We start from the raw sequence: 23,077 nt of genomic DNA on the forward strand, positions 1-23,077 counted from the left end.
GAAGCCAGCCGCCCGCCGACGAGGTGCCGAGCGATGACCGACGCCGCCGATGTCGATGTTGACGCCGACGCCGACGCGACTACGACCCGCGTCGCCTTCGTCTGCGTCCAGAACGCCGGCCGGAGTCAGATGGCGACGGCCTTCGCCCGCCGGGAACGCGACGAGCGCGGCGTCGGCGACCGCATCGAGGTCGTCACCGGCGGCACCGACCCCGCCGACCACGTCCACGACGAGGTCGTCGAGGTCATGGGCGATGCGGGGTTCGACCTCGCCGACGAGACGCCCCGCGCAATCGAGCAGGACGAGATTATGAACGTGGATATCGTCGTCACGATGGGCTGTTCGGCCGAGGGCATCTGTCCCATGACGTGGCGCGGCGACGCCCGCGACTGGGACCTCGACGACCCGGACGGCCGGGACCTCGATGCGGTCCGGGCGATTCGCGACGACATCGAGGGGCGCGTTTCGGCGCTGTTCGACGAACTCGCGGGTTAGCCGAACAGCCGCTCTCGGAGCGACCGTCGCCGGGGGCGCTCGGCCAGCAACACGGTCGTCTCGAGGTCGTCGAGCACGGACAGCGCCAGCGACCCGCCGACGAGTCGGGACAGCAGGCCGGTCTCCGTCGCGCCGACGAGGACGAGCGACTTGTCCGCCGCCGCCTCGCCGATGACGGTCTCCACGTCGCCCGTCTCGACCAGTTGCTCCACTCCGTGTAGGTCGTGTTCCGCGACCCACTGTTCGAGGAACTCCCGACCGGCCGCGACCTCGTCAGCGACGTGCAGCACCGAGATGTGCGCGTCGGTCGTCGCTTGCAGCGCTCGTGCGACCTCCGCGGAGAGGTCAGACGAGTGCCCGCCCGCCGTCGGGAGCAGCACCTCGCTCGGGTCGAACTCCTCCCCGTCGAGGACGACCACGTCGCACGGGAGGTCGTGCGTCAGTTCGTCGAGCGCGCCCTCGACCCGTCCGCCGGCGAGTTTCGCGCCGCTGTGGCCCATGATGACCCGGTCGACGCCGTGTTGGCGCGCCGCGTCGAACACCTCCGCGAGCCCCTCGTGGGAGAGAATCGTCCGCGTGTCGACCGGCACGTCCAGCTGTTCGACGTCGGCTCGCGCGTCGGCCATGAGCCGTTCGGACGCCTTCGAGATGCGGTCGCGTTGGTCGGCCGCGGCCGCCAGCGAGGTCTGGTCCGGGACCTGAATGACGTGGGTCGCGAGGACCCGCCCGCCGTCGAACTTCGCGAGCGCGGCCGCGAGCGTCACGAGCGCCCGCTCGGTTCGGGGGTTCGAAACCGCGACCATCGTCGTCGTCGCGGGCGCGTCGTCGATGCGACCCGACCCGTTCGGCGCGACCGTCGCCGCGGCGTCGACGACCGTGTTCGGTAGCTCGTCGCCCCGAGAGAGGATGTGCCGACCGAGAAGCCCCTGTCTGTCGGCGTTGTTGCGTGCGTACACGAAGTACCAGACCACGGCACCGACGACGAACAGCCCCGAAAGCAGGAGCTCTTCCCCGCCGACGAACGCCAGCAGTCCGAGCGAGAGCGCCATGCCGACGAGCGGCGTAACCGGGTACAGCGGCACGGTGAACGCCGGGTCGTACTCCGGGTCAGTCTCCCGGAAGACGATGAGCGCCGCGTTCATGAGCGCGTAGACGACGAGGTGGAGGACGCTCGCGGCTTTCGCCAACACCTCGATGTCTCGGCCGAGCGCCGCGATGAAGAGGATGATGACGGCACCCGTGACGAGAATCGACCGGTAGGGCGTCGCGTAGTTCGGGTGAATCTCGTTGAGCCAGTTGGTGACGATTCGGTCCCGGCCCATCGCGAAGTTGATTCGGGCCGACGCCAGAATCGACGCGTTCGCGCTGGAGGCGGTCGCGAGGAGCGCGCCCAGCGTCACGACGGTGACGGCGAGGCCGGCCAGCCCGCCGGGGAACGCGAGTTGCGTCGCCTGCGTCAGCGGCGCGCTCTGGCTCAGGTCCGGCCACGGCACCACGCCGAGCATGATGCTCACGAGAATCGCGTAGAGGACGGTGACGATGGCGACGCTCCCGATAACCGCCAGCGGGAGGTTCCGGCCGGGGTTCTTCAGCTCCTCGGCGACGGTCGCAATCTTCGCGTAGCCGAGAAACGAGACGAACACGAGCGCCGTCCCCGGCAGGATGGCACCGTAGCCGAACGGCGCGATACCGCCGTCACCGACGAGCGTTGCGACGTCGAACGACAGCCAGCCCTGGACCGCGAACAGGGCCAGAATCGCCAACAGGACGGTGACGATGACCGTCTGTACGCCGCCGGTCTCCTTGGCACCGATGTAGTTGACGCCCACGAAGACGGCCCCGGCGACGAGCGCGCCGACCTGCACCTCGTTGAGAAAGAGGAACTCCGGCATCGGCACGAGCGTCGCGAGGTACTGCCCGAAGCCGATGCTGTAAAACGCGGAGGCGAACGCCAGCCCCATCCAGTCGCCGAGGCCGGCGATAGAGCCGAACAGCGGCCCGAGCGCGCGGTTGACGTAGTAGTAGCCGCCGCCGGCTTTCGGCATCGCGGTGCCGAGTTCGGAGACCGAAAGCGCGTTCACCAGCGCGATGAGCCCCCCGACGACGAACGAGGCGACGACGACCGGGCCGGCGGTGCTGGCCGCGACGCCGGGTAGGACGAAGATGCCCGCGCCGATCATCGTCCCGATGCCGATAGTCAGCGCCGACAGGAGGCCGAGGTCCTTCGCGAGTTCCTCGTCGCTCATCCGTTGGCCTCCGTGCTGGGACCCTCGCTCCGTCGCTTCGGAACCCGCTGTTCGGGTCGGAGCGCCGCGCTATCGGCCGTCTCGGTGACGTTCGTCTCGTGCATGGTCGCTACCCGGTTGTGTAACGATATAAGTTCTACCTTTTCACTTCGAATTCGAAAATAGAAATGAATATAATTTCTAAGAACGAAGTCCCCGTGGGTCATCCGTCTCCGGGCTGGCTCGTCTTCGCGGTCCCTCACGGGCCGGTACGGGGCCGTCCTCACCTCGCGGCTCCTCGGTCGAGCAGTTCCGTCTCGCAAGACGGGCGTCGTCCAGACAAGCCTTATATGAAAACGCGGGGTAGCTAACTTCGCAAACCGAAACTCGACACAGTCACCGATGCCATATCGTAACACCGACCACCGGCTCGACGAGATTGACCGCCGCATCCTCTACGCCCTGATGGACGATGCGCGTAACACGTCCGCCAGCACGCTCGCGGCGGAGGCCGGCGTCTCCGGAGCCACTATCCGGAACCGAATCCACAAGCTCGAAGACTCCGGCATCATCCGCGGCAGCACCGCGCAGGTCGATTTCGAACTCGCCGGCGGGAAGCTCACGAACCTCTATCTCTGCGACGTTCCCGTGACCGAACGAGAGGCGCTCGCCCACGAGGCGCGGGCGATTCCGGGCGTCATCAACGTCCGGACGCTGATGACCGGTCGCCGCAACCTCCACGTCCTCGCGGTCGGCGAGAGCACCGGCGACCTCCGGCGCGTCGCGCGGTTGCTCACCGACATCGGCATCCACATCGAAGACGAAGACCTGCTCGAAGAGGAGCTGTTCGCCCCCTACGGCCCGTTCGACCCCGACGACGGCGGTCACGCGCCCGAAGCCAACGATTTCATCAGCCTCACCGGCGACGCGAGCGTCGTCGAGGTCCCCGTGCAGTCCGACGCGCCGATAGCCGGCCTCACGCTCGAAGACGCCTCCGAGCGGGGGATTCTCGACGACGAGACGCTCGTCATCGCCATCGAGCGGGGCGACCGCGAACTCACCCCGCACGGGGACACGGTCATCGAGCCGGACGACATCGTGACGGTTCTCTCCCGCGCCGGCGGGGACGCGGATGCGGACGCGCTGTCGGCGTTCCGCGGTCCACAGACGGAGTCGTCTCCGGGCTGACTTCGGCGGTGTCGCGTCCGCGGTCCCCGCGCTGGCAGCCGCGCCGCCCCGTCTCCGGGCGCTATCCGATGTGCCTTTCCGGGCTGACCACGTCACACCCGATATGAACGCGAATTCGCCGGCTGTTCCCACGCGGAACATCACGGGCAGTTCAACGAGGTAAGTATGGCACGGAAAGACCACTACTACAACAAGGCCAAACAGGAGGGCTACCGCGCCCGCTCGGCCTACAAGCTGAAGCAACTCGACGGCGACGCGGGTCTGTTCGGTCCCGGCAACACCGTCGTCGACCTCGGTGCCGCCCCCGGCGGGTGGCTCCAGGTCGCCTCCGAAGAAGTCGGTGACCACGGCAAGGTCGTCGGCGTCGACCTCCAGCGAATCCGCGGCATCGACCGCGACAACGTCCAGACGATTCGCGGCGACATGACCGAAGACGAGACGAAGGAGGAACTGACGGCCGTCATCGGTGAGCGCGGAGCCGACGCCGTCGTCTCCGACATGGCACCGAACATGACCGGCGAGTACTCGCTGGACCACGCCCGCTCGGTCTACCTCGCCCGACAGGCGTTCGAGGTCGCACAGGAGCTGTTGGCGACCGGCGGCGACTTCGCCGTGAAGGTGTTCGACGGCCCCGACGTGGCGGACCTCCGCGCCGACATGGAACGGGAGTTCCAGTACGTTCGGTCGATGCGCCCCGACGCCTCCCGCGATAGCTCCTCCGAGCAGTACCTCGTCGGCAAGCACTTCCTCACCGCCCCGGTTCGGAAGGGCGACGAACTCGACGTGGAAATCGTCGACGTGGGGAGCGAGGGCGACGGCATCGCCAAAGTCGAGGAGTTCACGCTGTTCGTCTCCGGGACGGAGGCGGGCGACACGCCGACGGTCCGCGTCACCGACGTGAAACCGCGGTTCGCGTTCGCTGAACCAATCGACGAGGAAGACTGAGACGACGACTGCGCGCCGATTCTCACGTCGGTTTCCGCGTCGAGTCCGGCGCGTCCCGTGCCCGCCCGCGACCGCGCCGACGGCTCCGCGCCCGCCGCAATTTGTGTCTAACTTCGGGCAACCATTATCCGTGTTTGACACGACTCTGCTCGTGTCACCCATGTCAGCAGATACGACGACCACCGAGTCCCAACCGTTGTTCACCGGCCTCCCGTCGGGTATCGTTCCGTACGTCGCCATCCTCGGGGCGTTGGCGTCCGTGTACGCCCACCTCTCTCTCGCGCCGGTGTTGATGCAGTTCGACCAGACGCAGGCGATTCTGTTCGTCCTCGCGGGCGTCGGCTTCCTCGCGGGCATCGCCGTCTACCTGAGCAAGTTCTGGCGGCGCGAGTTCTACCTCGTCGCCATCGCGTTCGCGCTCGCTCAAATCGCGGCGTGGGCCGTCATGAGCGGGCGAGTCAGCGAGATGGCGATTCTCTCGAAGGGCGGCGAGGCCGTCTTCAGCGCCGCGGCGGCGTACCTCTATCTGAGCGACTCGCCCGAGACCGACGGGGCCGCCTGAGCCACGTCCCGCGTTCGACCCGTCGCCCCGCCGTCTCGACGTTCTGGCGGTCCGCCGCCCCGTCGCATCTTTTCACTCAACGACCACGAGGTCGAGTCGGAGCCCCGTCCGGCAGCCCTTCCAACCGCCGCGACAGGCCCCGGTGGCGAGGATGTCGCCGAACGACGTGTAGGTCCCGCAGTTCGGACAGCGAATCCCCATCTCCATCCCGTCTCGCTCGGTGAGCCTGTGGCGGTGCTCGTCGGCCATACATCGTGTGGTATGCTACCAAAAGAGATAAGCCGTCCGTCGCCCCGGCCGGCGTCTCAGTCCGCGACCCAGCCGTCGGTTGAGGACTCGTCGTCGCCGCGGAGGAGCGCGACGGTCCCGTAGACGAACGGGGTGTCCACGATTGCGATGAGGAGCTTCAGGAGGTACTGCCCGACGGCGAGGCCGACGAGGACGTTCCACGGGAGCACGTCTCCGATGCCGAGGACCGTCGGCGCGGCGTAGAACCCGACGCCGACGAAGATGACCGTGTCGATGGCCTGACTCGTCGCCGTCGAGACGATGTTGCGGAGCCAGAGGAGCGAGCCGTCGGTCAGCTCGCGGATGCCGTGGAAGACGACGACGTCCCAGTTCTGACTCACGAGGTACGCGAGCAGGCTCCCGGCGACGACGTTCGTCCCCGACGAGAGCACCGTGGCGAACTGCGCGGCGAACTCGGGGTTCGCGGCGGGCGCGGCGATGGTGCTCCAGACGAGGCCGAGGAGGACGAAGTTCATGGCGAAGCCGACGTTCACCATGACCTGCGCCGCCCGGCGGCCGTACAGTTCGGAGTAACAGTCGGACGCGAAGAAGGTGAGCGCGTACGCCAGCGCCGCTCCCGGCATGAGGATGGCCGCGCCGACGAACGGGAGTTCGCCCACCGCCGACGGCAGGGGAATCGAAAGCAGTTTCGACGCCGTCAACTGCGCCGTCGTCAGCGCGGTGACGAACAGGCCGACGAGGGCGACTTGTCCGATGGCCGAGCGCCCCTCACTCATCTTCGACGAGGCGGTTGTGTCGGTCGTCGATTTCGTCGAGGATGTCGAGCGTCTTCCGGATGGACGCCCGAACCGCATCGCTTCGGTTCACGAACTTCTTGTCGTCGCCGACGTGCTCGTCTAAGTCCGCGAGCAGTTCGTCGGGTATCTCGACGCTTATCTTGGCCATACTCGGGGATTCTCGTGAGAATACTTAACGCCTTTTCAACGGCCTCAGCGGCGATATCTGGCGCGTCTTCGCGTCGTCGAGTCGACGGGGTCGTGACGCCCCTCGCGGGTGCGCCGCGCTCACTCCGCCGCGCCGCGGGCGGGCGAGAGGTCGCGCCGGCCGCCGACCGTCAGCACGAACAGGACGCCGAGACCGACGCCGTAGGCCGCCATCAGCGGGAGCGTCACCATGAACATCGTCGTGATGCTCGCGGGGGTGAACACCGCCGAGATGGCGAGGATGAACACCGTGACCTCGCGCCAGCGATTCCGCATCATCCGGTAGCTGATGCCGGCGGTGTTGAGAAGCACCATCAGGATGGGCACGTCGGCGAGGAGGCCGATGCCCGCGGTGGTGAAGAAGATGAGCCAGAAGAAGTTGGTGATGCGGTAGGAGATTATCATGTTCGCCGCGAGCGCGTCTTCGACGAGGAACGTGATGACCGTCGGCGCGACGTAGGTGTAGCCGAGCGCGAAGCCGCCGAGGAGGCCGCCGGCGAGCGCGCCGGTCCACACGAAGACCGTCCGACGACGCTTGCGGATGATGTTGCGCTCGCGGAGCGCGGGCCACACGAAGTACGCGACGAGCGGGAGCGTCGCCAGCACGGCCAGAATCGTCGAGAACTTCACCTCGAAGATGAGCGCCTCCATCGGGTGGAGCGCGACGACGTTGAGGACTTCCTCGGGTCGCACGGCGGCTGGCAGTCGGCCGAGGAAGTCGTCGTACACGTCCCTGATACCGCCGGTGTAGAGCCAGCCGAACGTCGTCGCGAGGACGAGCATGAACCAGCCGACGACCCAGAACGCCCGCGAGGTGAGCGAGTCGACGATGAACGCGATGTCGGTGTAGTAGCCGCCGATGTCGTCCTCGTCGGTCTCGCCTTCGGTCAGTTCGGAGACGAACGCGCCGCCCGCGCGGGTCGTCCGGTCTTCGAGTTCGCCCGGTTCGTCTTCGGCGTCGGCCGCTTCGGCCTCACGGTCCGCCTCGGCCTCGTCGAATCGGTCGATGAGCGCCTGCGCTTTGGCCTTGTCCCCGTCGTCGATGGCGGCCGACGCGAGGGCCATCACCTCGTCTTCTTCGAGGTCTGCGAACGCCTCCGGCGGCGCGGCGCGGACGCCCGCCACGTCGAGCGCCGAGAGGTCGAGTTTCGTCGGGTCACCGACGCCGACTTCGGTCCGTTCGAGTCGCTCGATGTCGCGGTAGACGAGGTAGGCGAGTCCGAACGCGAGGCCGACGACGCCGCCGGCGACGACGAACGCGCCCAACGCGACCCCCGAACCGGGAGCGAGGAACACGTAGTCGCTGCCGATTGCGGCGAGGCCGTCGTTCGCGAGTTCGACGCCGCCGTACTCGTAGAAGGCGTAGACGAGGAGGCCGCCGACGACGCCGACGCCCGCGAGGAGGTTCCAGTGGGTTGTCGCGGTCGATTTGACGTCCATCTTCTCGCTGCCGCGTTTGGCCGTGACGACCACGCGAGCGAGATAGAGGCTGAAGGCGTACAGCGAGATGACGGGCACCGCCCACATGATTTGGGTGAACGGGTCCGGCGGGGTGAACAGCGCGCCGAAGGCGAAGATGCCGACGATGGCGTGCCGCCACTTGTCGCGGAACAGCTCGTAGGGGACGATTTCGGCGTATGAGAGCCCGGTCATCGCGAGCGGGAGTTGGCTCGCGAGGCCGAACGAGAGCGTGAGCAGGAAGATGAACTGCGCCCACTTCACGATGGAGTAACTCGGCGTGAAGCCGGCGGAAATCGCGTTCTGCGCGAGGAACGCGAACGTGAACGGGAAGAAGACGAAGTAGCCGTAGGCGACCCCCGCGGCGAACAGCGCGACCATCGTCAGTCCGATGAGCGCGAGTTTCCACGGCGCGACGGGCGATTTAGGCCACGCGTCCCGCGCTTTCAGCGCGTCCCGCGAGACGTAGATAAACGGCGGAAGCGCGAACAGCACCCCCACGACGAGACCGATTTTGGCCTGCAAGAGAATCACGTCGAAGGGGGTCTGGGCGATGATGCTGACGTTGCCGGAGACGCTGGCGTCCATCTGCGCCTTGGTCACGCCACGGAAGAACTCCCAGACGTAGAGTCGGAGCGCGTAGAACGTGCCGAGGAACCCGACGAGGAAGACGATAAAGACCTTCTGGAGGTCTTTTTGCGCCGCTCGGAGCATCGCACCGGCGGTCTCGCGGCCCGCCGCGATGGTCTGTTGGGTGTCCTCGTCGAGGGCGCTGGACATACGTACGTGGCGAAAGCAGTCTGGCGGTTATCAATCTTTTTCACCGCGGGCGTGAGTTCGGCTCCCTCGGCGCGCCTCCTCGGGGCGATGCGAAAAGACCTATAACTGGCCGGAAGCGTAGGACACCTGAATGGCGGACGAGGAGCGTGACGCAGGGCTCTCTGCGGCCGACGACGAGACGGACGCCTCGGACGACACCGACCAGCGCTCGTCCGACGGCGACGCCGACGACGCCGACGACGCGTCTTCGTCGTCCGACGGTCCGGTTTACGGTCGAGTCACCCCGCGAGACGAGACCGTCACCCATGGGTCTGACGACGACGCTTCTGCCGACGCTGCTGCCGAGACGGGCGACGACGGCGACGACTCCGATTCCGATACCGACGCGGCTCCCGACGACGCGGATGATTCAGCTACCGATTCCGACGCCGATTCCGACGCCGACTCTGACGACGAACCGCGTCTCCTCGCGGACGACGAACACACGTCGCACGTTCCCGAGGGGACGTACGACGATTCGAGCGACGAGTCGGCTGACGACGCCGACCCGGACGCGGCGGCCGACGGCGCGAGCCCGGCGCTGACCGGCGAGGACGAGATGGGCGGTGTGGCCCCGTCGTCCGTCTCCGCCGAGGACGCCGACTTCGACGACCCCGAGTTCGAGAGCGACGACTTCGACGACGAGGACGCCGGCGGCCTCGTCGGCGAGGCCCCCGAGAGCGACCAGGAGATGCCGCTGACCGCGCACATCGAGGAGATGATTCGCCGGTTGGCGGTCGTCCTCGGCGTCGCCGGCGCGATTACGCTCGTGCTGTTTCCCGGCGCGGACATCCTCAACGCGCTCGTGGACACGCAGGCCGCCTTCGGCGTCCACATCCCGAGCGCGACCGACGTCATCAACTTCCTCTGGAACTCCCACATCCCCGGCGCGGAGACCATCGTCGACCGCCGGCCGCGGCTCTACGGCCCGCTCGAACTCATCCTCACCAAACTGAAGGTCGCCGGCCTCGCCGGGACCGTCATCGGCCTCCCCGTGTTCGTCTACGAGACGTACCTGTTCATGCGCCCCGGTCTCTACCCCAAAGAGCGCAAGTACTACCTCGCGGCCGTCCCGACGAGCCTCGTCCTCGCGCTCGTCGGCGTCCTCTTTGCCCACTTCGTGGTGCTGCCGGCCATCTTCGCGTACTTCACCTCCTACACCGAGGGGACCGCGGTCGTCGCGTTCGGCCTCAAGGAGACGTTCAACCTCATTCTCATCCTGATGGGCTACATGGCGGTCGTCTTCCAGATTCCGCTGTTCGTGGAACTGGCCATCATGATGAACCTCGTCACCCGACGGTGGCTCGAAGACCGCCGCCTGCTGTTCTGGGGCGCGTTCCTCGGCCTCGCGTTCCTCGTCAGCCCCGACCCGACCGGGATGGCCCCCATCATCATCGGCGCGACGATGATTACCCTGTTCGAGGGGACGCTCGCGGCCTTACGCTGGACCGGGAACTGACCGGCGTCTCGTTTTCCTCCCGTCGCTCCCTCGGCCGGGTCGTTCTGCCTCGCTTTCACCGACGGCCGCCCGTTCAGAAGACCTATGTCATAATAGTTGGAATAGTGACACGATGGCCGACCTCGTCGCCCTGTCTGCGGTCGCCCTCCCGCTCTGGTTCGCCGTGAGCGTCTGGGCCGGCATCGACGCGACCAGACACAGTTCGCACAACGCCTTCCTCTGGGGCCTCTCGGTGTTCGTCGGCGGGATTCTCGGCTTGGCGCTGTACCTCAACCTCGGGCGCGACAAACCCGGGGTGGGCCGCCGCGCGGGTCAGTCGCGGTCGCCGGACGGCATCTCTTCCGCCCGTACCGAGACCGTCTCCTGTCCGAACTGCCACTCGCTGGAGGAAGCCGACCGGGATACCTGCCGTTTCTGCGGCGAGTCGCTGTAACGCGCCGAATCTCCCCGAGACCGCGGGGAATCACACTGCGTCCGACGACTCCGTCGCCTTCCGATTCTCGGCCGCGACCACTCCCTCGACGCGCGTCTTCAGCCCCTCGTTCATGGCGACGAATCCCGCCCGGGTTTGCTCGCCGACGAACCGCAACAGGAGTCCGGCGAGGACGCCCGAGAACGTCTCCGCGTGTTCGAACCGGGTGCGCTCGCCGCCGTCGAGCGGTTCGAGGCGGAACCGGTGTTCGCCGTCGAACAGCCCCGGAACCACGAGGTGGCCGACCCAGCGCAGTTCGCGGTGCTTCTCGCAGTGGGTCACGTCGGGTTCGAACTCCGATTCGCGCCCGCCCGGCGGTCGCAGGTGGACGGTGAGCGTCGCGCCTTCGTTCGGCCGCCCGGCGATTCGCATGAACGGGTTCCATTCGGGGTAGCGGTCGAAGTCGACGAGCGCCTCCCACACCCGCTCGGGCGGGGCGTCTATCTCGATGCTCGTGACGAGTTCGTGTGCCATACCTAATAGTTGGGCGGCCGAGACCGTGAATCTCGCGCGGAACGTTCATTGCCGGTGAGGAGAGAGACGGACGTATGGCAACCCTCCTTCTCGCCAGACACGGCGAGACGACGTGGAACCGCGCCGGGCGCGTACAGGGGTGGGCCCCTGTGTCGCTCACAGAGCGCGGCCGCGAGCAGGCCGACGCCCTCGCGCGCCACGTCGCGGACAGCTACGAGGTCGACCGCCTCGTCTCCTCCGACATCGAACGCGCCCAAGAGACCGCCCGCCCCGTCGCCCGCGAACTCGGCCTCGAACCCGTCCTCGACTCGGCGTGGCGCGAGCGCGACGTGGGGTCGTTTCAGGGGCTCGAATTCGACGAACTCACCGACCGGTACCCGCAGTACTTCCTCTCGGCGGTCGGCGCGCCCGCCGCCCGCGAGCGCCCTCCGAGCGGCGAGAGCCTCGTCGAGGTCCGCCGCCGCGTCCTCAACGCTCACGAGGGGCTCGCCGACTCGCTCGACGCCGACGAGACGGTGCTCGTCGTCAGCCACGGCGCGCCGATTCGGCTGTCGCTCGGTGAGGTGAAGGGCCTCGACATCGTCGAGACGATGCTGTCGCAACCGCTCGACAACGGCGGCATCTGCGAGTTCGAAGTCGAACTGAGAAACGACGGCGACGAACCGCTCGTCCACGTCGTCGCCGAGAACGAGACGCGATTTCTGACGGCGTAAGCGTTCTGCGGTCGATTTTCGGCGCGGTCGCGGCGCTCGTTTCCTCGCGGTTCCTTACTTCCGCATCGGATAGTCCTGCGCGAACACGTCGTCCACGAGGAGGTCGTCGTCGCCCGCGTCGGCGTCCGTCTCCGCCTCGGCCCCGGGGCTGACGCTCCCGGTCCGGTAGCCGTGGAGGTCGAGCGTGACGTGGTCGAAGCCGGCGTCCTTCAGGTGGTCGCGGGCGGCGCGGACGAAGTCGGCGTCGAGGGCGCGGTCGAGTTCCTCCGGCGCGACCTCGATGCGGGCGAGGCCGTCGTGGTCGCGGACGCGGAACTGCTCGAAGCCCCACGTCCGGAGAATCGTCTCCGCGCGCTCGACCCGCGAGAGCCGTTCCTCGGTGACTTCGAGGCCGGTCGGAATCCGCGAGGAGAGACAGGCCATCGAGGGCTTGTCTGCGACCGACAGGTCGTAGTCGTCGGCGATGGCGCGGACCTCCTCTTTCGTGATGCCGTGGGCCAAAAGCGGCGACAGCACCTCTAACTCCTCGACGGCGCGGAGGCCGGGGCGGTGGCCCTCGCCGGGGTCCGAGGCGTTGGTCCCGTCGCAGACGGCCTCGATGCCGCGGTCGCGGGCGGCCTCGTACATCCGGCCGAGGCGCATCGTCCGGCAGTGGTAACACCGGTCGTCGTCGTTGGCGACGAAGTCGGGGTTGTCCAACTCGGAGAACTCGACGGTCAGGTGTTCGATGCCGATTTCCTCGGCGACGCGCTTCGCGCCGTCCAACTCGGCGTCCGGCAGGGTCTCGCTTTTCGCGGTGCAGGCGACCGCGTCGTCACCGAGCGCCTCGTGGGCGAGTGCGGCGACCACGCTGGAGTCCACGCCGCCCGAAAAGGCGATGAGGACGCTCTCGCGCTCCGCGAGCGCCTCGCGTACTGCGTCGGCCTTCGCCGCGACGTCTCGCTCGCTCATGGCCTCCTTTCCCGGCCGACGGGCAAAAGCCCCTCGCCCCCGGCGCGAACGACCGCGAAGGGCGCACGCGCCGTCGAATCGGCCGCGACAGGCGCTCCCGCGTCGACGCGACCCGCCCGTCGTCCCGGAGTCACCACCCCGCGACTTTTTGTCCTATGCCGCGATAGGTCCGGCCGAATGGACTTCGAGACCATCCCGGGCGTCGGCGAGAAGACGGCCGCCGCGCTCGCGGAACTCGACGACGCCGAGCGAGCCCTCACCGACGGCGACGTGGCGGCGCTCGCGCGGGCACCGGGGCTCACCGAGGGCAGGGCGGCGGCCATCGCCCGCGGCGCGATTCGCCGCGACCACGACGACCCCGGCGGCTTCCTCGCCACCGACCGCGCCTCGGAAATCTACCGCGACGCGCTCGGTCTCTTGCAGGCGCGGACGGTCACGACGTACGCCGAGAAGCGACTGGAGACGCTGTTTCCCACCGGGTCGGCCTCGCGCATCGAGGAGGTCCGGGCGTTCGCCGCCGACGCGACCGACCTCGACCCCGACCCGGACGTGCTCGCGGCGCTGTCGGGCGTCGAACCCCTCGCGGACCCGACGCCGCGTCGCGTCCGCGAGCGCTGTATCGCCACCGCCGACGCGGAGCGCTACGCCGCCGCCAAGGAGGCGTTTCCCGAACTCTCAATCGAGGTCGTCGAAGACGGCCGCGACATCGCCGAACTCGCGCGGTCGTACTCGACGGTGGTCGTCCTCGACGAGTCGTTCGCCGGCATCGACGTGGACGGTGACGTGCGCGTCCTCCCCGACGCCGCCGAGCGGACCGACGAGGTCGTCCCCGAGCGACTGCTGGCCTTCTTCGCCGCGAACCGCGAGGCCTTGGAGGCGGCCGCCGCGGTCCACGAAGCGGCCGAACTCGACCCGCCCTGCGACCTCGCCGCCCTCCGCGACGCCCTGTCCCGACTGGCGGACGACGGGACCGTCCTCGGAGACGACGAACTCGAACGCCTCTCGAACGCGGTGGACGACCTCGACACCGCCGTCTCGACCGCCGAATCGGTCGCCAACGACCGCCTCCGCGACGTGATTCGCGAGCGCGACGTGACCATCGAGGGGACCGACTTCCTGTCGCTCGTCGAGCAGGGCGCGCGCGTCGACTCCCTGCTGTCGCGCGAACTCGAAGACGAGTTCGACGAGGCGCTTTCGGCCGCCCGCGACCACCTCGTGGAGTCGCTGTCGCTGCGCCCCGGCGAGGCCGACCTCACGGAGCGGGTGTTTCCCGACGACCCGTCGTTCCCGCTCGGCCACGACGAGGAGGCGGTCGGCCGCCTCCGAACCGAACTGAAGGCCGCCCGCGACCGCCGCGCCGCGAAGCTGAAAGCCGGTCTCGCCGCCGACCTCGGCGAGCTGCGCGACCCCGTCGAGACGCTGGTCCGCGACGCGCTCGAACTCGACGTGCGCCTCGCCGTCTCGCGGTTCGCCCACGATTTCGACTGCGTCTTCCCCGAGTTCACCGGCGCGGCCGGAAACGACGGTGCCGGCTCGTTCGCCATCGAGGCCGGCCGCTCGCCCCTCCTCGACGTGGACTTCGCGGACGTCGACCCCGTGGACTACGAGGTGTCGGGCGTCACGCTCCTGTCGGGCGTCAACAGCGGGGGCAAGACCTCGACGCTCGACCTCGTGGGCCTCGTCGTCGTCCTCGCGCACATGGGGCTTCCCGTCCCCGCCGAGTCGGTCCGCCTCTCGCGGTTTTCCGAACTCCACTACTACGCCAAGTCGCAGGGAACGCTCGACGCCGGCGCGTTCGAGAGCACCCTCCGCGACTTCGCCGCGCTCACCGACGGCGCGGCCGACCGCCTCGTCCTCGTGGACGAACTGGAGAGCATCACCGAACCCGGCGCGTCGGCCAAAATCATCGCCGGCATCTTCGAAGAACTCGCGGAACAGGGCGCGGCGGCCGTGTTCGTCTCCCACCTCGCCGGCGGCATCCGCGAGGCGGCGGACGTGTCGGTCGCGGTCGACGGCATCGAGGCCGTCGGACTGAAAGACGGCGAACTCGTCGTCAACCGCTCGCCCGTGAAGGACCACCTCGCGCGGTCGACCCCGGAACTCATCGTGGAGAAACTGGCCGGCGAGAACGAGACGAGTTTCTACGGGCGACTGCTGGAGAAGTTCGACTGACGCGGCCGCCAGCGCCAACACACGATTTATCTTAACACGCCGACAACTTCGCCCGTGCCCTCCGATTCGCTCTCCCCCGAGGAACGACAGCAGTACGACCTCGTCTACCACGCCACGAAGAACGCCATCTGGGACGTGCTCGGAACCGCTGTCTATCTGCTGTTTTTGCTGTTCGGCGGGTTCCTCGTGCTGTCCGTCTTCGTGCTTCCGGCGCTGAGCGCGCTCTCGCGGACCGGCGGGACGCCGGTCGTCCTCGGTATCGGCGCGGTCGGACTGATTTTGATTGTCGCCATCGGCTACCGAATCGTCCGGCTCCTTCAGTAAGTGACGTATCGGCTCGCGACCTCCCACCGGACCGCGGCGACGACGCCGACCGCGAGCGAGACGACGCCCGTCCGCCCCCCGTCGGACGCCGGCGCGGTAAACGATTAAGTCCCCCGCGCGTGGTACTTTACTCGATGAGGGAGGACCCCGAAGAGGGGATGCTGTCGTGGGACGAGACGGTGTTCCGCGACGAACACGTCTTCGAAATCGACCACGTTCCGGAGACGTTCAACCACCGCGAGAGCCAACTGCGGAGCCTGAAGTACGCGCTTCGGCCCGCGGTCCGCGGCTCTCGCCCCCTGAACACGATGGTGCGTGGGCCGCCGGGGACGGGCAAGACCACCGCGGTCCAGAAGCTGTTCGGCGAGTTGGGCACGCAGTCGGGCGTCCGGACCGTCCGGGTGAACTGCCAGGTCGACTCGACGCGCTACGCGGTGTTCTCGCGCGTCTTCGAGCACATCTTCGAGTACGAACCCCCGTCGTCGGGCATCTCGTTCAAGAAACTGTTCGGCCAGATAACCGACCGCCTCGTCGAGGACGACGAGGTGCTCGTCGTCGCGCTCGACGACGTGAACTACCTGTTCTACGAGAACGAGGCGTCCGACACGCTCTACTCGCTGTTGCGCGCCCACGAGGCGCACTCCGGCGCGCGCATCGGCGTCATCATCATCTCGTCGGACCTCTCGCTCGACGTCATCGACGAACTCGACGGGCGCGTCCAGAGCGTCTTCCGGCCCGAGGAGGTGTTCTTCCCCCGCTACGACGTGGACGAAATCGTCGATATCCTCCGCGGGCGGTCGAAACGCGGCTTCCACGAGGACGTTATCGGCGCGCCCGAACTCGACCAGGTCGCGGAGTTCACCGCCGATAGCGGCGACCTCCGGGTCGGCATCGACCTGCTCCGTCGCGCGGGCCTCCACGCCGAGATGCGCGCCTCCCGAACCGTCGACATGGAGGACGTGGAGGCCGCCTACGACAAGTCGAAGTACGTCCACCTCTCGCGGTGTCTGCAAGGGCTTTCGGACCCCGAGCGCGAACTCGTCCGGGTCGTCGCCGAGTACGACGGCGAGCGCGCCGGCGCGGTGTACGACGCGTTCAACGAGGCGACCGGCCTCGGCTACACGCGCTACTCCGAACTCGTGAACAAACTGGACCAACTGGGCGTCATCGAGGCCCGATACACCGAAATCGAGGGACGCGGTCGCACCCGCGCCATCTCGCTCGCCTACGACGCGGACGCGGTCTTGGACCGCCTCTGAGGGCGTCTCTCCCGCCCCGTTTCAGGACAATTTTTACTCGCCGGCCGAGTCGGCTGAGCCATGAAGACTACCGGCGGAACCGACGCGCAGAAGCGCCGCGCCGCGGCGGCGGCGGTCGAAGCGGTCGAAGACGGGGCCGTCGTCGGGCTCGGCACCGGCAGCACCACCGCGTTCGCCATCCGCGCCATCGGCGACCGCGTCGCCGACGGCCTCGACGTCCGGGGCGTCCCGACCTCCTTCGCGGCCCGCGAACTCGCCCGCGAGTGCGGCATCCCCGTCGTCGACCTCGACGAGGTGGACGCTGTCGACCTCGCAATCGACGGGGCCGACCAGGTTGCGCTCGCGGACGGCGCGCTCGTCAAGGGCGGCGGCGCGGCCCACGCCCGCGAGAAAGTGGTCGACGCCTTCGCCGACCGGTTCCTCGTCGTCGCCGACCCCTCGAAAATCGCGGAAACGCTCTCGCACGCCGTCCCCGTCGAGGTGCTCCCGTCGGCGCGGACGACCGTCGCGGCGGGCGTCTCGGACCTCGGCGGCGAGGCGACGCTCCGCCGCGCCGAGCGGAAGGACGGCCCCGTCGTCACCGACAACGGAAATCTCGTCCTCGACTGCGAGTTCGGCGCGATTCCGAACCCCGAGTCGCTCGCGACCGACCTCGCGTCGCTCCCCGGCGCGGTCGAACACGGTCTGTTCGTCGGCCTCGCGGACGCGGTCTACGTCGGCACCGACGACGGCGTGGAAGTCACTGAACTCTGACTCGATTGGTCCGGCGCTCGAACGGAATCCGGCAGACCGAGTGGTTCGACGCTCGAACGTCCCACCTCGACCGCCCCGGCTCACGGGGCGGGTCGCTCTCTCTGAGAGACACAACCGGCGCTCTTCGGTCGGCGATAAAAGAACGAGAGGTCTAAAGACCGAGTTTACAGGTCGCGGGGCTGGACCGTCTTACGGTCGTTCTGCTCAGCGCGGCGAGCAGCGTCTTCGAGAAGCTCCTTGACTTCCTCGTCGAGAGCGTCGTAGAAGTCCGAGGCCACGTTCTTGTCCTTGAGCGCTTCCTTGACGGCTGCCTTGACAATGAGGTCTGCCATACAGGATGTCCTACCGATTCTCCTTTAATAAACTTTCCTATATTGGACGTTAATACCGCCGGATTTGGGGGTTATGGCGCTTCTATGAGGACGGATTTACCGGGAACAATCTCCACTTATATATGCTTTATCCCCGAGAGCTCGGAACGACGGGTATGAGTACGCCTCGGGCCAACGTGCGGCCATGCGCGACATCTTGGAGGCGGTCGCGGACGGTTCGCTCTCGCCCGCCGAGGCCGAGGTACGACTCTCCGGGTACGCGACGACCGACGCCGGGCGGTTCGACGCCGCCAGGGAGACGCGGCGCGGCGTCCCCGAAGCGATTCTCGCGGAGGGAAAAACGCCCGACGAGACGGCCACGCTGGCCGTCGCGGCGGTCGAGACCAGCGGTCGTGCGCTCGTCACCCGCGCCGACACCGCCCACGCCGAGGCCGTCGCCGACGCGCTCCCGGACGTCGACATCGACCGCGACGCCCGGGCGAAGACGGTCGTCGCGGCCGCGCCGGAGTTCGAGCGCCCCGACCTCGACGCGACCGTCGCCATCGCCACCGGCGGCACCTCCGACGCCGAGGCCGCGGGCGAGGCGGCCGCGGTCCTCCGCGAGATGGGCGTGGACGTCGAGCGAATCGAAGACGTGGGCGTCGCCCACCTCGGGCGCGTGCTCGACAACCTCGACACGCTCCGCGAGGCCGACGTGGTCGTCGTCGCCGCCGGCCGCGAGGGCGCGCTGCCGACCGTCGTCGCCGGCCTCGTCGACACGCCCGTCATCGGCCTGCCCGTCTCGACGGGCTACGGCCACGGCGGCGACGGCGAGGCGGCCGTCCTCGGGATGCTCCAGTCGTGTACGGTTCTCTCCGCGGTGAACGTCGACGCCGGCTACATCGCCGGCGCGCAGGCCGGACTCATCGCCCGCGCGGTCGCTGACGCCCGCGACGACGACGCCTGACCGGGCGCAGTCTGTCCCCCGTCGTCGCCCACGTCTGTCCCCTCGTGGTCGTGCGCGATTTCGCGTGCGTACGCACACGCGCGAAGCCCTCATATGGGTGGGGGACTGTGTATCACACACCGGCTTGGTGGCTGCCGGACCGCAACAATGCCAGTCTGTGACCACTGCGGGTCACACGTCTCCGAGCGCTTCGCACGCGTGTTCGCCGACAAGAACGGGCAGGTTCTCGCCTGTCCCAACTGCTCGGCGAACGCGGGTATCGCGGAGGTCGCTCGACAGCGTGCCCGCACTGCATGACCACTGAAGCGACAAAAGACCACCACGCGAAGCCAACTCCTCGTGCGCGAGGTCGGGCGCAGGGTTCATACCCGCGCCCCTGAACCATTCTCTCGTGCACTTCGTCTACGTCATCGAGTGTAACGACGGCTCGCTGTACACCGGCTACACGACCGACGTGGAGCGACGCGTCGCGGAACACGACGCGGGCGAGGGAGCGAAGTACACCCGCGGTCGGACCCCGGTCGAACTCGTCCACGTCGAGGAGTTCGACTCGAAGTCGGCCGCGATGTCCCGCGAGTACGAGATTAAACAGCTCCGCCGCCGGGAGAAACAGCGACTCGTCGAGTCGTGAGCGCTTCTCCTCCCCGTCGGCTCGTAACGTAGTTTTTTGCTCCACCGCGGAGTGGTGCGCGTATGGACGAAATCTCATTCGGGACCGACGGGTGGCGCGCCACGCTGGACACGTTCACCGACGACCGGGTCCGCGTCGTCGGACAGGCGGTCGCGGACTACCTCGCCGACGAGGGCTTCACCGCGCCGGTGCTGGTCGGCTACGACGCCCGCGAGACCTCCCCCGGCTTCGCGGAGTCGCTCGCGGAGGTCGTCGCCGGCAACGGCTTCGACGTGCTCCTGCCGGAGCGCGACTGCCCGACCCCGCTCGTCGCCTACGCCATCGCCGACCGCGGCCTCTCGGGGGCGCTCATGGTCACGGCCTCGCACAACCCGCCGGAGTACAACGGCGTGAAGTTCATCCCCTCGGACGGCGCGCCGGCGCTCCCCGACGTGACCGACGCGGTCGCCGAGCGACTCGCTGAACCGGACCTCCTCCCCGAGTCCGAGCGCGGCACCATCGAGCGCGTCGACGTGGTCTCGCCGCACGCCGACCACGCGATGGACCTCGTCGGCGACGACCTCTCGGACCTGACGGTCGTCTACGACGCCATGCACGGCAGCGGCCGCGGCGTCACCGACGCGCTCCTCGAAGCCGCCGGCGCGGAGGTCGTCCGCCTGCGCTGTGAGCGCGACGCCGACTTCGGCGGCATCTCGCCGGAGCCCTCCGCGGAGAACCTCGGCGGCCTCGCCGAGGCGATGGCCGAACACGACGCGGACCTCGGGGTCGCCAACGACGGCGACGCCGACCGCATCGGCATCGCCACGCCCGACCGCGGCGTCCTCGACGAGAACCTCTTTTTCGCCGCCGTCTACGACTACCTGCTCGAATCCGACTCCGGTCCGGCCATCCGGACCGTCTCGACCACGTTCCTCATCGACCGCATCGCCGAGGCGCACGGCGAGGAGGTGTTCGAGACCGCGGTCGGCTTCAAGTGGGTCGCAGACGGCATGCGCGAACACGACGCGCTCATGGGCGGCGAGGAGTCCGGCGGCTTCTCGGTCCGCGGGCACGTCCGCGAGAAGGACGGCGTCCTCATGGGCCTGCTCGCGGCCGCCGCGACCGCCGAGGAGGACTTCGACGCCCGCCTCGACCGCATCGAGGCCGAACACGGCGACATCGTCGCCGACAAGATAAGCGTCGCCTGCCCCGACGCCGAGAAGGCGCGCGTCATCGACGACCTCGAAGACGTACTTCCGGAGACGGTCGCCGGCCGCGATATCGCCAAGGTCGTCACGCTCGACGGCTTCAAACTCCTCTTAGACGACGGTTCGTGGCTCCTCGTCCGCCCCTCGGGGACGGAGCCGAAGATGCGCGTCTACGCCGAAGCCGGGAGCGAAGACGCGGTCTCGACGCTCCTCGAAGCCGGCCGCGAACTCGTCGAACCGCTCGTCTGAGCGGACGGTTCAGGGCTCTCGTCTCTCTTCTTCGTCGCCGACCGGTCTGACGACCCCGCGGTACGCCGGCGTGAAAAGCGGGAGCGTCTCCGCGTGCTCGGTCAGCGAGACGCCGTCGCCCCCGGACTCGACGAGGTCCGCGGCCTGAAGCTTCGGCAGGTGGACGTGAACGATGCCGACCTCCGCCTGCTGGACGACCTGCACGTCGACCTCGTCGGGCGGGAGGTCGGTCGTCCGCACCGCAAGGGCGACCGCGAGGTCCCAGACCGTCGCCGGCTCCGACCGGTCGTGGAGGTACTCCAGCACGTAGCGGCGCGACGGGTCCGCGAGCGCGTCGAACACGCGGTCCCAGTCGGTCAGGATACGGTCGCTCCGGTCTCGGTGTGCCATGGGCCTTGACTCCCTAGCGCTTGACGACCGGCGGCTAAATCTGTGTCGATTGTTAACTCTCAACATCCGCGGCGGCGCGGCCGTCACTCGTCGTGCAGGACGCCGCGAAACCGCCCCTCGTCGTCGCTTCGCTCCTCGATGTCGAATCCGAGCGACTCGTAGAACGGCTTGACGCCGCCGTCGAAGTCGACGACGAGTCGGCCCCGGCGGTCGAGCGCCGCACGGACGAGTTGGGTTCCGACCCCCCGGCCGCGGCGACTCGGGGAGACGGCTACGGCCTCGATATAGTCGCCGTCGAGCGCCAGCGCGCCGACGACCCGGCCGGACGCCTCCGCGACGAGGCAGTCGCCGGCGGCCAGTCGGTCGCGGACCGCGCCCGCGTCGGCTTCGAGCAGTCCGGCGTCGAGGACGCGCATCACGGCCACCAGTTCGTCGGGGTCGCCCTCGCGGACGCGGATATCGGGGTTCTCGGCGGTGTCGTCGGTCTCTTCGGTGTCGTCCATGCGCCGACTACCCGCCTTTGATGAGGCGGAGCACCTTCACGCGGTCGACTTCGACGGACTGGTCTTCGGGGACGGGGCGGCCGTCGACGAGGACGGTCACCTCGTGGGGGCTGAGGTCCACCGCCCGCACGAGGTCCGCGTAGGTCCCGTCGTCGCCGACGGCGACCTCGCTGGTCTCCTCGCCGACGACCTCGACGGTCACGTTCATGGTCGCTCGTGGGTCGGGCGCGGGTTTCAGTCCGTCGGCTCGGCGTCGGCCGGGGGCGGTCTCCGTCTCGCACGGTTTATGTGCGGGGCGGTCGGTAGAACGGATATGAGCGAGGCCGCGGAGTCGGGCGACGCCCCGGCGGGTCGTGAAATCTGGATCGAGAAGTACCGACCGCAGACCTTCGACGACGTCTACGGGCAGGACGACATCGTCGAGCGCCTGCGCAGCTACATCGAGCGCGACGACCTGCCGCACCTCCTGTTCGCGGGGCCGGCGGGCGTCGGCAAGACCACCTCCGCGACGGCCATCGCCCGCGCCATCTACGGCGACGACTGGCGCGGCAACTTCCTCGAACTCAACGCCTCCGACGAGCGCGGTATCGACGTGGTCCGCGACCGCATCAAGAACTTCGCGCGCTCGTCGTTCGGCGGCCACGACTACCGCGTCATCTTCCTCGACGAGGCCGACTCGCTGACGAACGACGCGCAGTCGGCGCTCCGCCGGACGATGGAGCAGTTCTCCGACAACACCCGGTTCATCCTCTCGTGTAACTACTCCTCGAAGATTATCGACCCCATCCAGTCGCGCTGTGCGGTGTTCCGCTTTTCGCCGCTCGGCGACGACGCCGTCGCGGAGCAGGTCCGCGACATCGCCGCCGCCGAGGACATCGAGGTCACGGAAGACGGCCTCGACGCGCTGGTCTACGCCGCCGGCGGCGACATGCGCCGCGCCATCAACTCCCTGCAGGCCGCCGCGACGACCGGCGAGGTCGTCGACGAGGAGGCCGTCTACATGATTACCTCGACGGCCCGCCCCGAGGACATCGAGGAGATGGTCCGGGCCGCCATCGACGGCGAGTTCACGGCCGCGCGCAAGCAGTTAGAGACGCTCATCGTCGACACCGGGATGGCCGGCGGCGACATCATCGACCAGCTTCACCGCTCGGTCTGGGAGTTCGACCTCGACGAGCGCGACGCCGTCCGCCTCATGGAGCGCATCGGCGAGGCCGACTACCGCATCTCCGAGGGCGCGAACGAGCAGGTCCAACTCGAAGCGCTCCTCGCGTCGCTCGCGCTCTCGCAGAACTGAACGCAGGACACTGCACCGGTCGTTTCGACGCCGCGGTCTCC

26 protein-coding genes are annotated in these 23,077 nt (G+C 68.4%); 15 read left to right on the forward strand and 11 right to left on the reverse strand.

The window, feature by feature from the left end; genetic code table 11:
* The first annotated feature begins 33 nt into the window (after window positions 1-33).
* Window positions 34-495, forward strand: coding sequence for a low molecular weight phosphatase family protein (locus DVK03_RS01260; protein ID WP_004065597.1), 462 nt, complete (start codon window positions 34-36; stop codon window positions 493-495).
* Here the strand turns inward: DVK03_RS01260 and DVK03_RS01265 are convergent.
* Window positions 492-2,741, reverse strand: coding sequence for an amino acid permease (locus tag DVK03_RS01265; RefSeq protein ID WP_004065595.1), 2,250 nt, complete (start codon window positions 2,739-2,741; stop codon window positions 492-494). The genes DVK03_RS01260 and DVK03_RS01265 overlap by 4 nt on opposite strands.
* 381 nt (window positions 2,742-3,122) lie before the next feature.
* Between DVK03_RS01265 and DVK03_RS01270 the strand changes: the two genes are divergently transcribed.
* The 3 genes from DVK03_RS01270 to DVK03_RS01280 all read left to right on the forward strand — a co-directional run bounded on the left by DVK03_RS01270 (window position 3,123) and on the right by DVK03_RS01280 (window position 5,415).
* A complete protein-coding gene (locus DVK03_RS01270) occupies window positions 3,123-3,908 on the forward strand; it encodes an Lrp/AsnC family transcriptional regulator (protein WP_004065591.1) in 786 nt (261 codons plus the stop codon).
* 165 nt (window positions 3,909-4,073) lie between these two features.
* A complete protein-coding gene (locus DVK03_RS01275; RefSeq protein ID WP_115802046.1) occupies window positions 4,074-4,853 on the forward strand; it encodes a 23S rRNA (uridine(2552)-2'-O)-methyltransferase in 780 nt (259 codons plus the stop codon).
* A gap of 160 nt (window positions 4,854-5,013) precedes the next feature.
* Entirely contained in the window at window positions 5,014-5,415 is a 402-nt protein-coding gene (locus DVK03_RS01280; RefSeq protein ID WP_004045295.1) for a hypothetical protein, read from the forward strand.
* A 72-nt stretch (window positions 5,416-5,487) separates the two neighbouring features.
* On the opposite strand, the gene DVK03_RS19910 is transcribed toward DVK03_RS01280, so the two are convergent.
* The 4 genes from DVK03_RS19910 to tatCt form a co-directional block, all read right to left on the reverse strand.
* Complete coding sequence (locus DVK03_RS19910; RefSeq protein WP_004065585.1) at window positions 5,488-5,664, reverse strand: hypothetical protein; 177 nt, start codon at window positions 5,662-5,664, stop codon at window positions 5,488-5,490.
* Window positions 5,665-5,720: 56 nt separating this feature from the next.
* Window positions 5,721-6,440 carry a queuosine precursor transporter gene (locus tag DVK03_RS01285; RefSeq protein ID WP_004045297.1) on the reverse strand — a complete coding sequence of 240 codons (720 nt, stop codon included), beginning with the start codon at window positions 6,438-6,440 and terminating at the stop codon, window positions 5,721-5,723.
* Window positions 6,433-6,609: a ribbon-helix-helix domain-containing protein gene (locus DVK03_RS01290; RefSeq protein WP_004045298.1), complete on the reverse strand. Its 177-nt coding sequence runs from the start codon at window positions 6,607-6,609 to the stop codon at window positions 6,433-6,435. Before DVK03_RS01290 ends, DVK03_RS01285 begins: the two co-directional genes overlap by 8 nt.
* A gap of 119 nt (window positions 6,610-6,728) precedes the next feature.
* A complete protein-coding gene (gene tatCt, locus DVK03_RS01295) occupies window positions 6,729-8,885 on the reverse strand; it encodes a Sec-independent protein translocase protein TatCt (protein ID WP_004065582.1) in 2,157 nt (718 codons plus the stop codon).
* Between the two features lie 130 nt (window positions 8,886-9,015).
* Here tatCt and tatCo point away from each other — a divergent pair, with 130 nt between their 5' ends.
* Together tatCo and DVK03_RS01305 are read left to right on the forward strand one after the other, a co-directional pair.
* On the forward strand, window positions 9,016-10,383 hold the full coding sequence (gene tatCo / locus DVK03_RS01300) for a Sec-independent protein translocase protein TatCo (RefSeq protein ID WP_115802047.1): 1,368 nt from the start codon (window positions 9,016-9,018) through the stop codon (window positions 10,381-10,383).
* 112 nt (window positions 10,384-10,495) lie between these two features.
* Window positions 10,496-10,816, forward strand: a complete 321-nt coding sequence (locus DVK03_RS01305; RefSeq protein WP_115802048.1) for a hypothetical protein — start codon at window positions 10,496-10,498, stop codon at window positions 10,814-10,816.
* 30 nt (window positions 10,817-10,846) lie between these two features.
* Here the strand turns inward: DVK03_RS01305 and DVK03_RS01310 are convergent, their stop codons facing one another.
* A complete protein-coding gene (locus tag DVK03_RS01310; protein WP_115802049.1) occupies window positions 10,847-11,329 on the reverse strand; it encodes an SRPBCC domain-containing protein in 483 nt (160 codons plus the stop codon).
* A 74-nt stretch (window positions 11,330-11,403) separates the two neighbouring features.
* Here DVK03_RS01310 and DVK03_RS01315 point away from each other — a divergent pair, with 74 nt between their 5' ends.
* Window positions 11,404-12,042 carry a histidine phosphatase family protein gene (locus DVK03_RS01315; RefSeq protein ID WP_004065573.1) on the forward strand — a complete coding sequence of 213 codons (639 nt, stop codon included), beginning with the start codon at window positions 11,404-11,406 and terminating at the stop codon, window positions 12,040-12,042.
* A 54-nt stretch (window positions 12,043-12,096) separates the two neighbouring features.
* Here the strand turns inward: DVK03_RS01315 and larE are convergent, their stop codons facing one another.
* Entirely contained in the window at window positions 12,097-12,993 is an 897-nt protein-coding gene (larE, locus tag DVK03_RS01320; RefSeq protein WP_115802050.1) for an ATP-dependent sacrificial sulfur transferase LarE, read from the reverse strand.
* A gap of 177 nt (window positions 12,994-13,170) precedes the next feature.
* On the opposite strand from larE, the gene DVK03_RS01325 reads away from it, so the two are divergent.
* The 4 genes from DVK03_RS01325 to rpiA all read left to right on the forward strand — a co-directional run bounded on the left by DVK03_RS01325 (window position 13,171) and on the right by rpiA (window position 17,501).
* Window positions 13,171-15,165 (forward strand): endonuclease MutS2, encoded by a 1,995-nt coding sequence (locus DVK03_RS01325; RefSeq protein WP_115802051.1) that lies wholly within the window; start codon window positions 13,171-13,173, stop codon window positions 15,163-15,165.
* 54 nt (window positions 15,166-15,219) lie between these two features.
* Window positions 15,220-15,489 (forward strand): hypothetical protein, encoded by a 270-nt coding sequence (locus DVK03_RS01330; protein WP_008606091.1) that lies wholly within the window; start codon window positions 15,220-15,222, stop codon window positions 15,487-15,489.
* 134 nt (window positions 15,490-15,623) lie between these two features.
* A complete protein-coding gene (locus DVK03_RS01335) occupies window positions 15,624-16,748 on the forward strand; it encodes an ORC1-type DNA replication protein (RefSeq protein ID WP_004045308.1) in 1,125 nt (374 codons plus the stop codon).
* 60 nt (window positions 16,749-16,808) lie between these two features.
* Complete coding sequence (gene rpiA / locus DVK03_RS01340; RefSeq protein WP_115802052.1) at window positions 16,809-17,501, forward strand: ribose-5-phosphate isomerase RpiA; 693 nt, start codon at window positions 16,809-16,811, stop codon at window positions 17,499-17,501.
* Window positions 17,502-17,665: 164 nt separating this feature from the next.
* On the opposite strand, the gene DVK03_RS01345 is transcribed toward rpiA, so the two are convergent.
* A complete protein-coding gene (locus DVK03_RS01345; protein ID WP_004045310.1) occupies window positions 17,666-17,833 on the reverse strand; it encodes a DUF1931 family protein in 168 nt (55 codons plus the stop codon).
* Window positions 17,834-18,017: 184 nt separating this feature from the next.
* Between DVK03_RS01345 and larB the strand changes: the two genes are divergently transcribed.
* From larB to DVK03_RS01365, 3 genes are all read left to right on the forward strand, one after another.
* Window positions 18,018-18,779, forward strand: coding sequence for a nickel pincer cofactor biosynthesis protein LarB (gene larB, locus DVK03_RS01350; protein ID WP_004065562.1), 762 nt, complete (start codon window positions 18,018-18,020; stop codon window positions 18,777-18,779).
* Between the two features lie 391 nt (window positions 18,780-19,170).
* Entirely contained in the window at window positions 19,171-19,410 is a 240-nt protein-coding gene (locus DVK03_RS01360) for a GIY-YIG nuclease family protein (RefSeq protein ID WP_004045312.1), read from the forward strand.
* 62 nt (window positions 19,411-19,472) lie between these two features.
* The gene (locus DVK03_RS01365) at window positions 19,473-20,846 is read left to right on the forward strand and encodes a phosphoglucomutase/phosphomannomutase family protein (protein WP_004045313.1); all 1,374 of its coding nucleotides are present in this window, start codon (window positions 19,473-19,475) and stop codon (window positions 20,844-20,846) included.
* Window positions 20,847-20,855: 9 nt separating this feature from the next.
* On the opposite strand, the gene DVK03_RS01370 is transcribed toward DVK03_RS01365, so the two are convergent.
* The 3 genes from DVK03_RS01370 to samp2 all read right to left on the reverse strand — a co-directional run bounded on the left by DVK03_RS01370 (window position 20,856) and on the right by samp2 (window position 21,947).
* Complete coding sequence (locus tag DVK03_RS01370) at window positions 20,856-21,236, reverse strand: helix-turn-helix domain-containing protein (RefSeq protein ID WP_115802053.1); 381 nt, start codon at window positions 21,234-21,236, stop codon at window positions 20,856-20,858.
* 83 nt (window positions 21,237-21,319) lie between these two features.
* Window positions 21,320-21,739: a GNAT family N-acetyltransferase gene (locus DVK03_RS01375; protein ID WP_115802054.1), complete on the reverse strand. Its 420-nt coding sequence runs from the start codon at window positions 21,737-21,739 to the stop codon at window positions 21,320-21,322.
* 7 nt (window positions 21,740-21,746) lie between these two features.
* Window positions 21,747-21,947, reverse strand: a complete 201-nt coding sequence (samp2, locus tag DVK03_RS01380; RefSeq protein ID WP_008609462.1) for a ubiquitin-like modifier protein SAMP2 — start codon at window positions 21,945-21,947, stop codon at window positions 21,747-21,749.
* Window positions 21,948-22,052: 105 nt separating this feature from the next.
* Here samp2 and DVK03_RS01385 point away from each other — a divergent pair, with 105 nt between their 5' ends.
* Window positions 22,053-23,036: a replication factor C small subunit gene (locus tag DVK03_RS01385; RefSeq protein ID WP_115802055.1), complete on the forward strand. Its 984-nt coding sequence runs from the start codon at window positions 22,053-22,055 to the stop codon at window positions 23,034-23,036.
* Window positions 23,037-23,077 lie beyond the last annotated feature (41 nt).

The organism is Haloferax sp. Atlit-109R, from assembly GCF_003665865.1.
GTDB lineage: Archaea > Halobacteriota > Halobacteria > Halobacteriales > Haloferacaceae > Haloferax > Haloferax volcanii.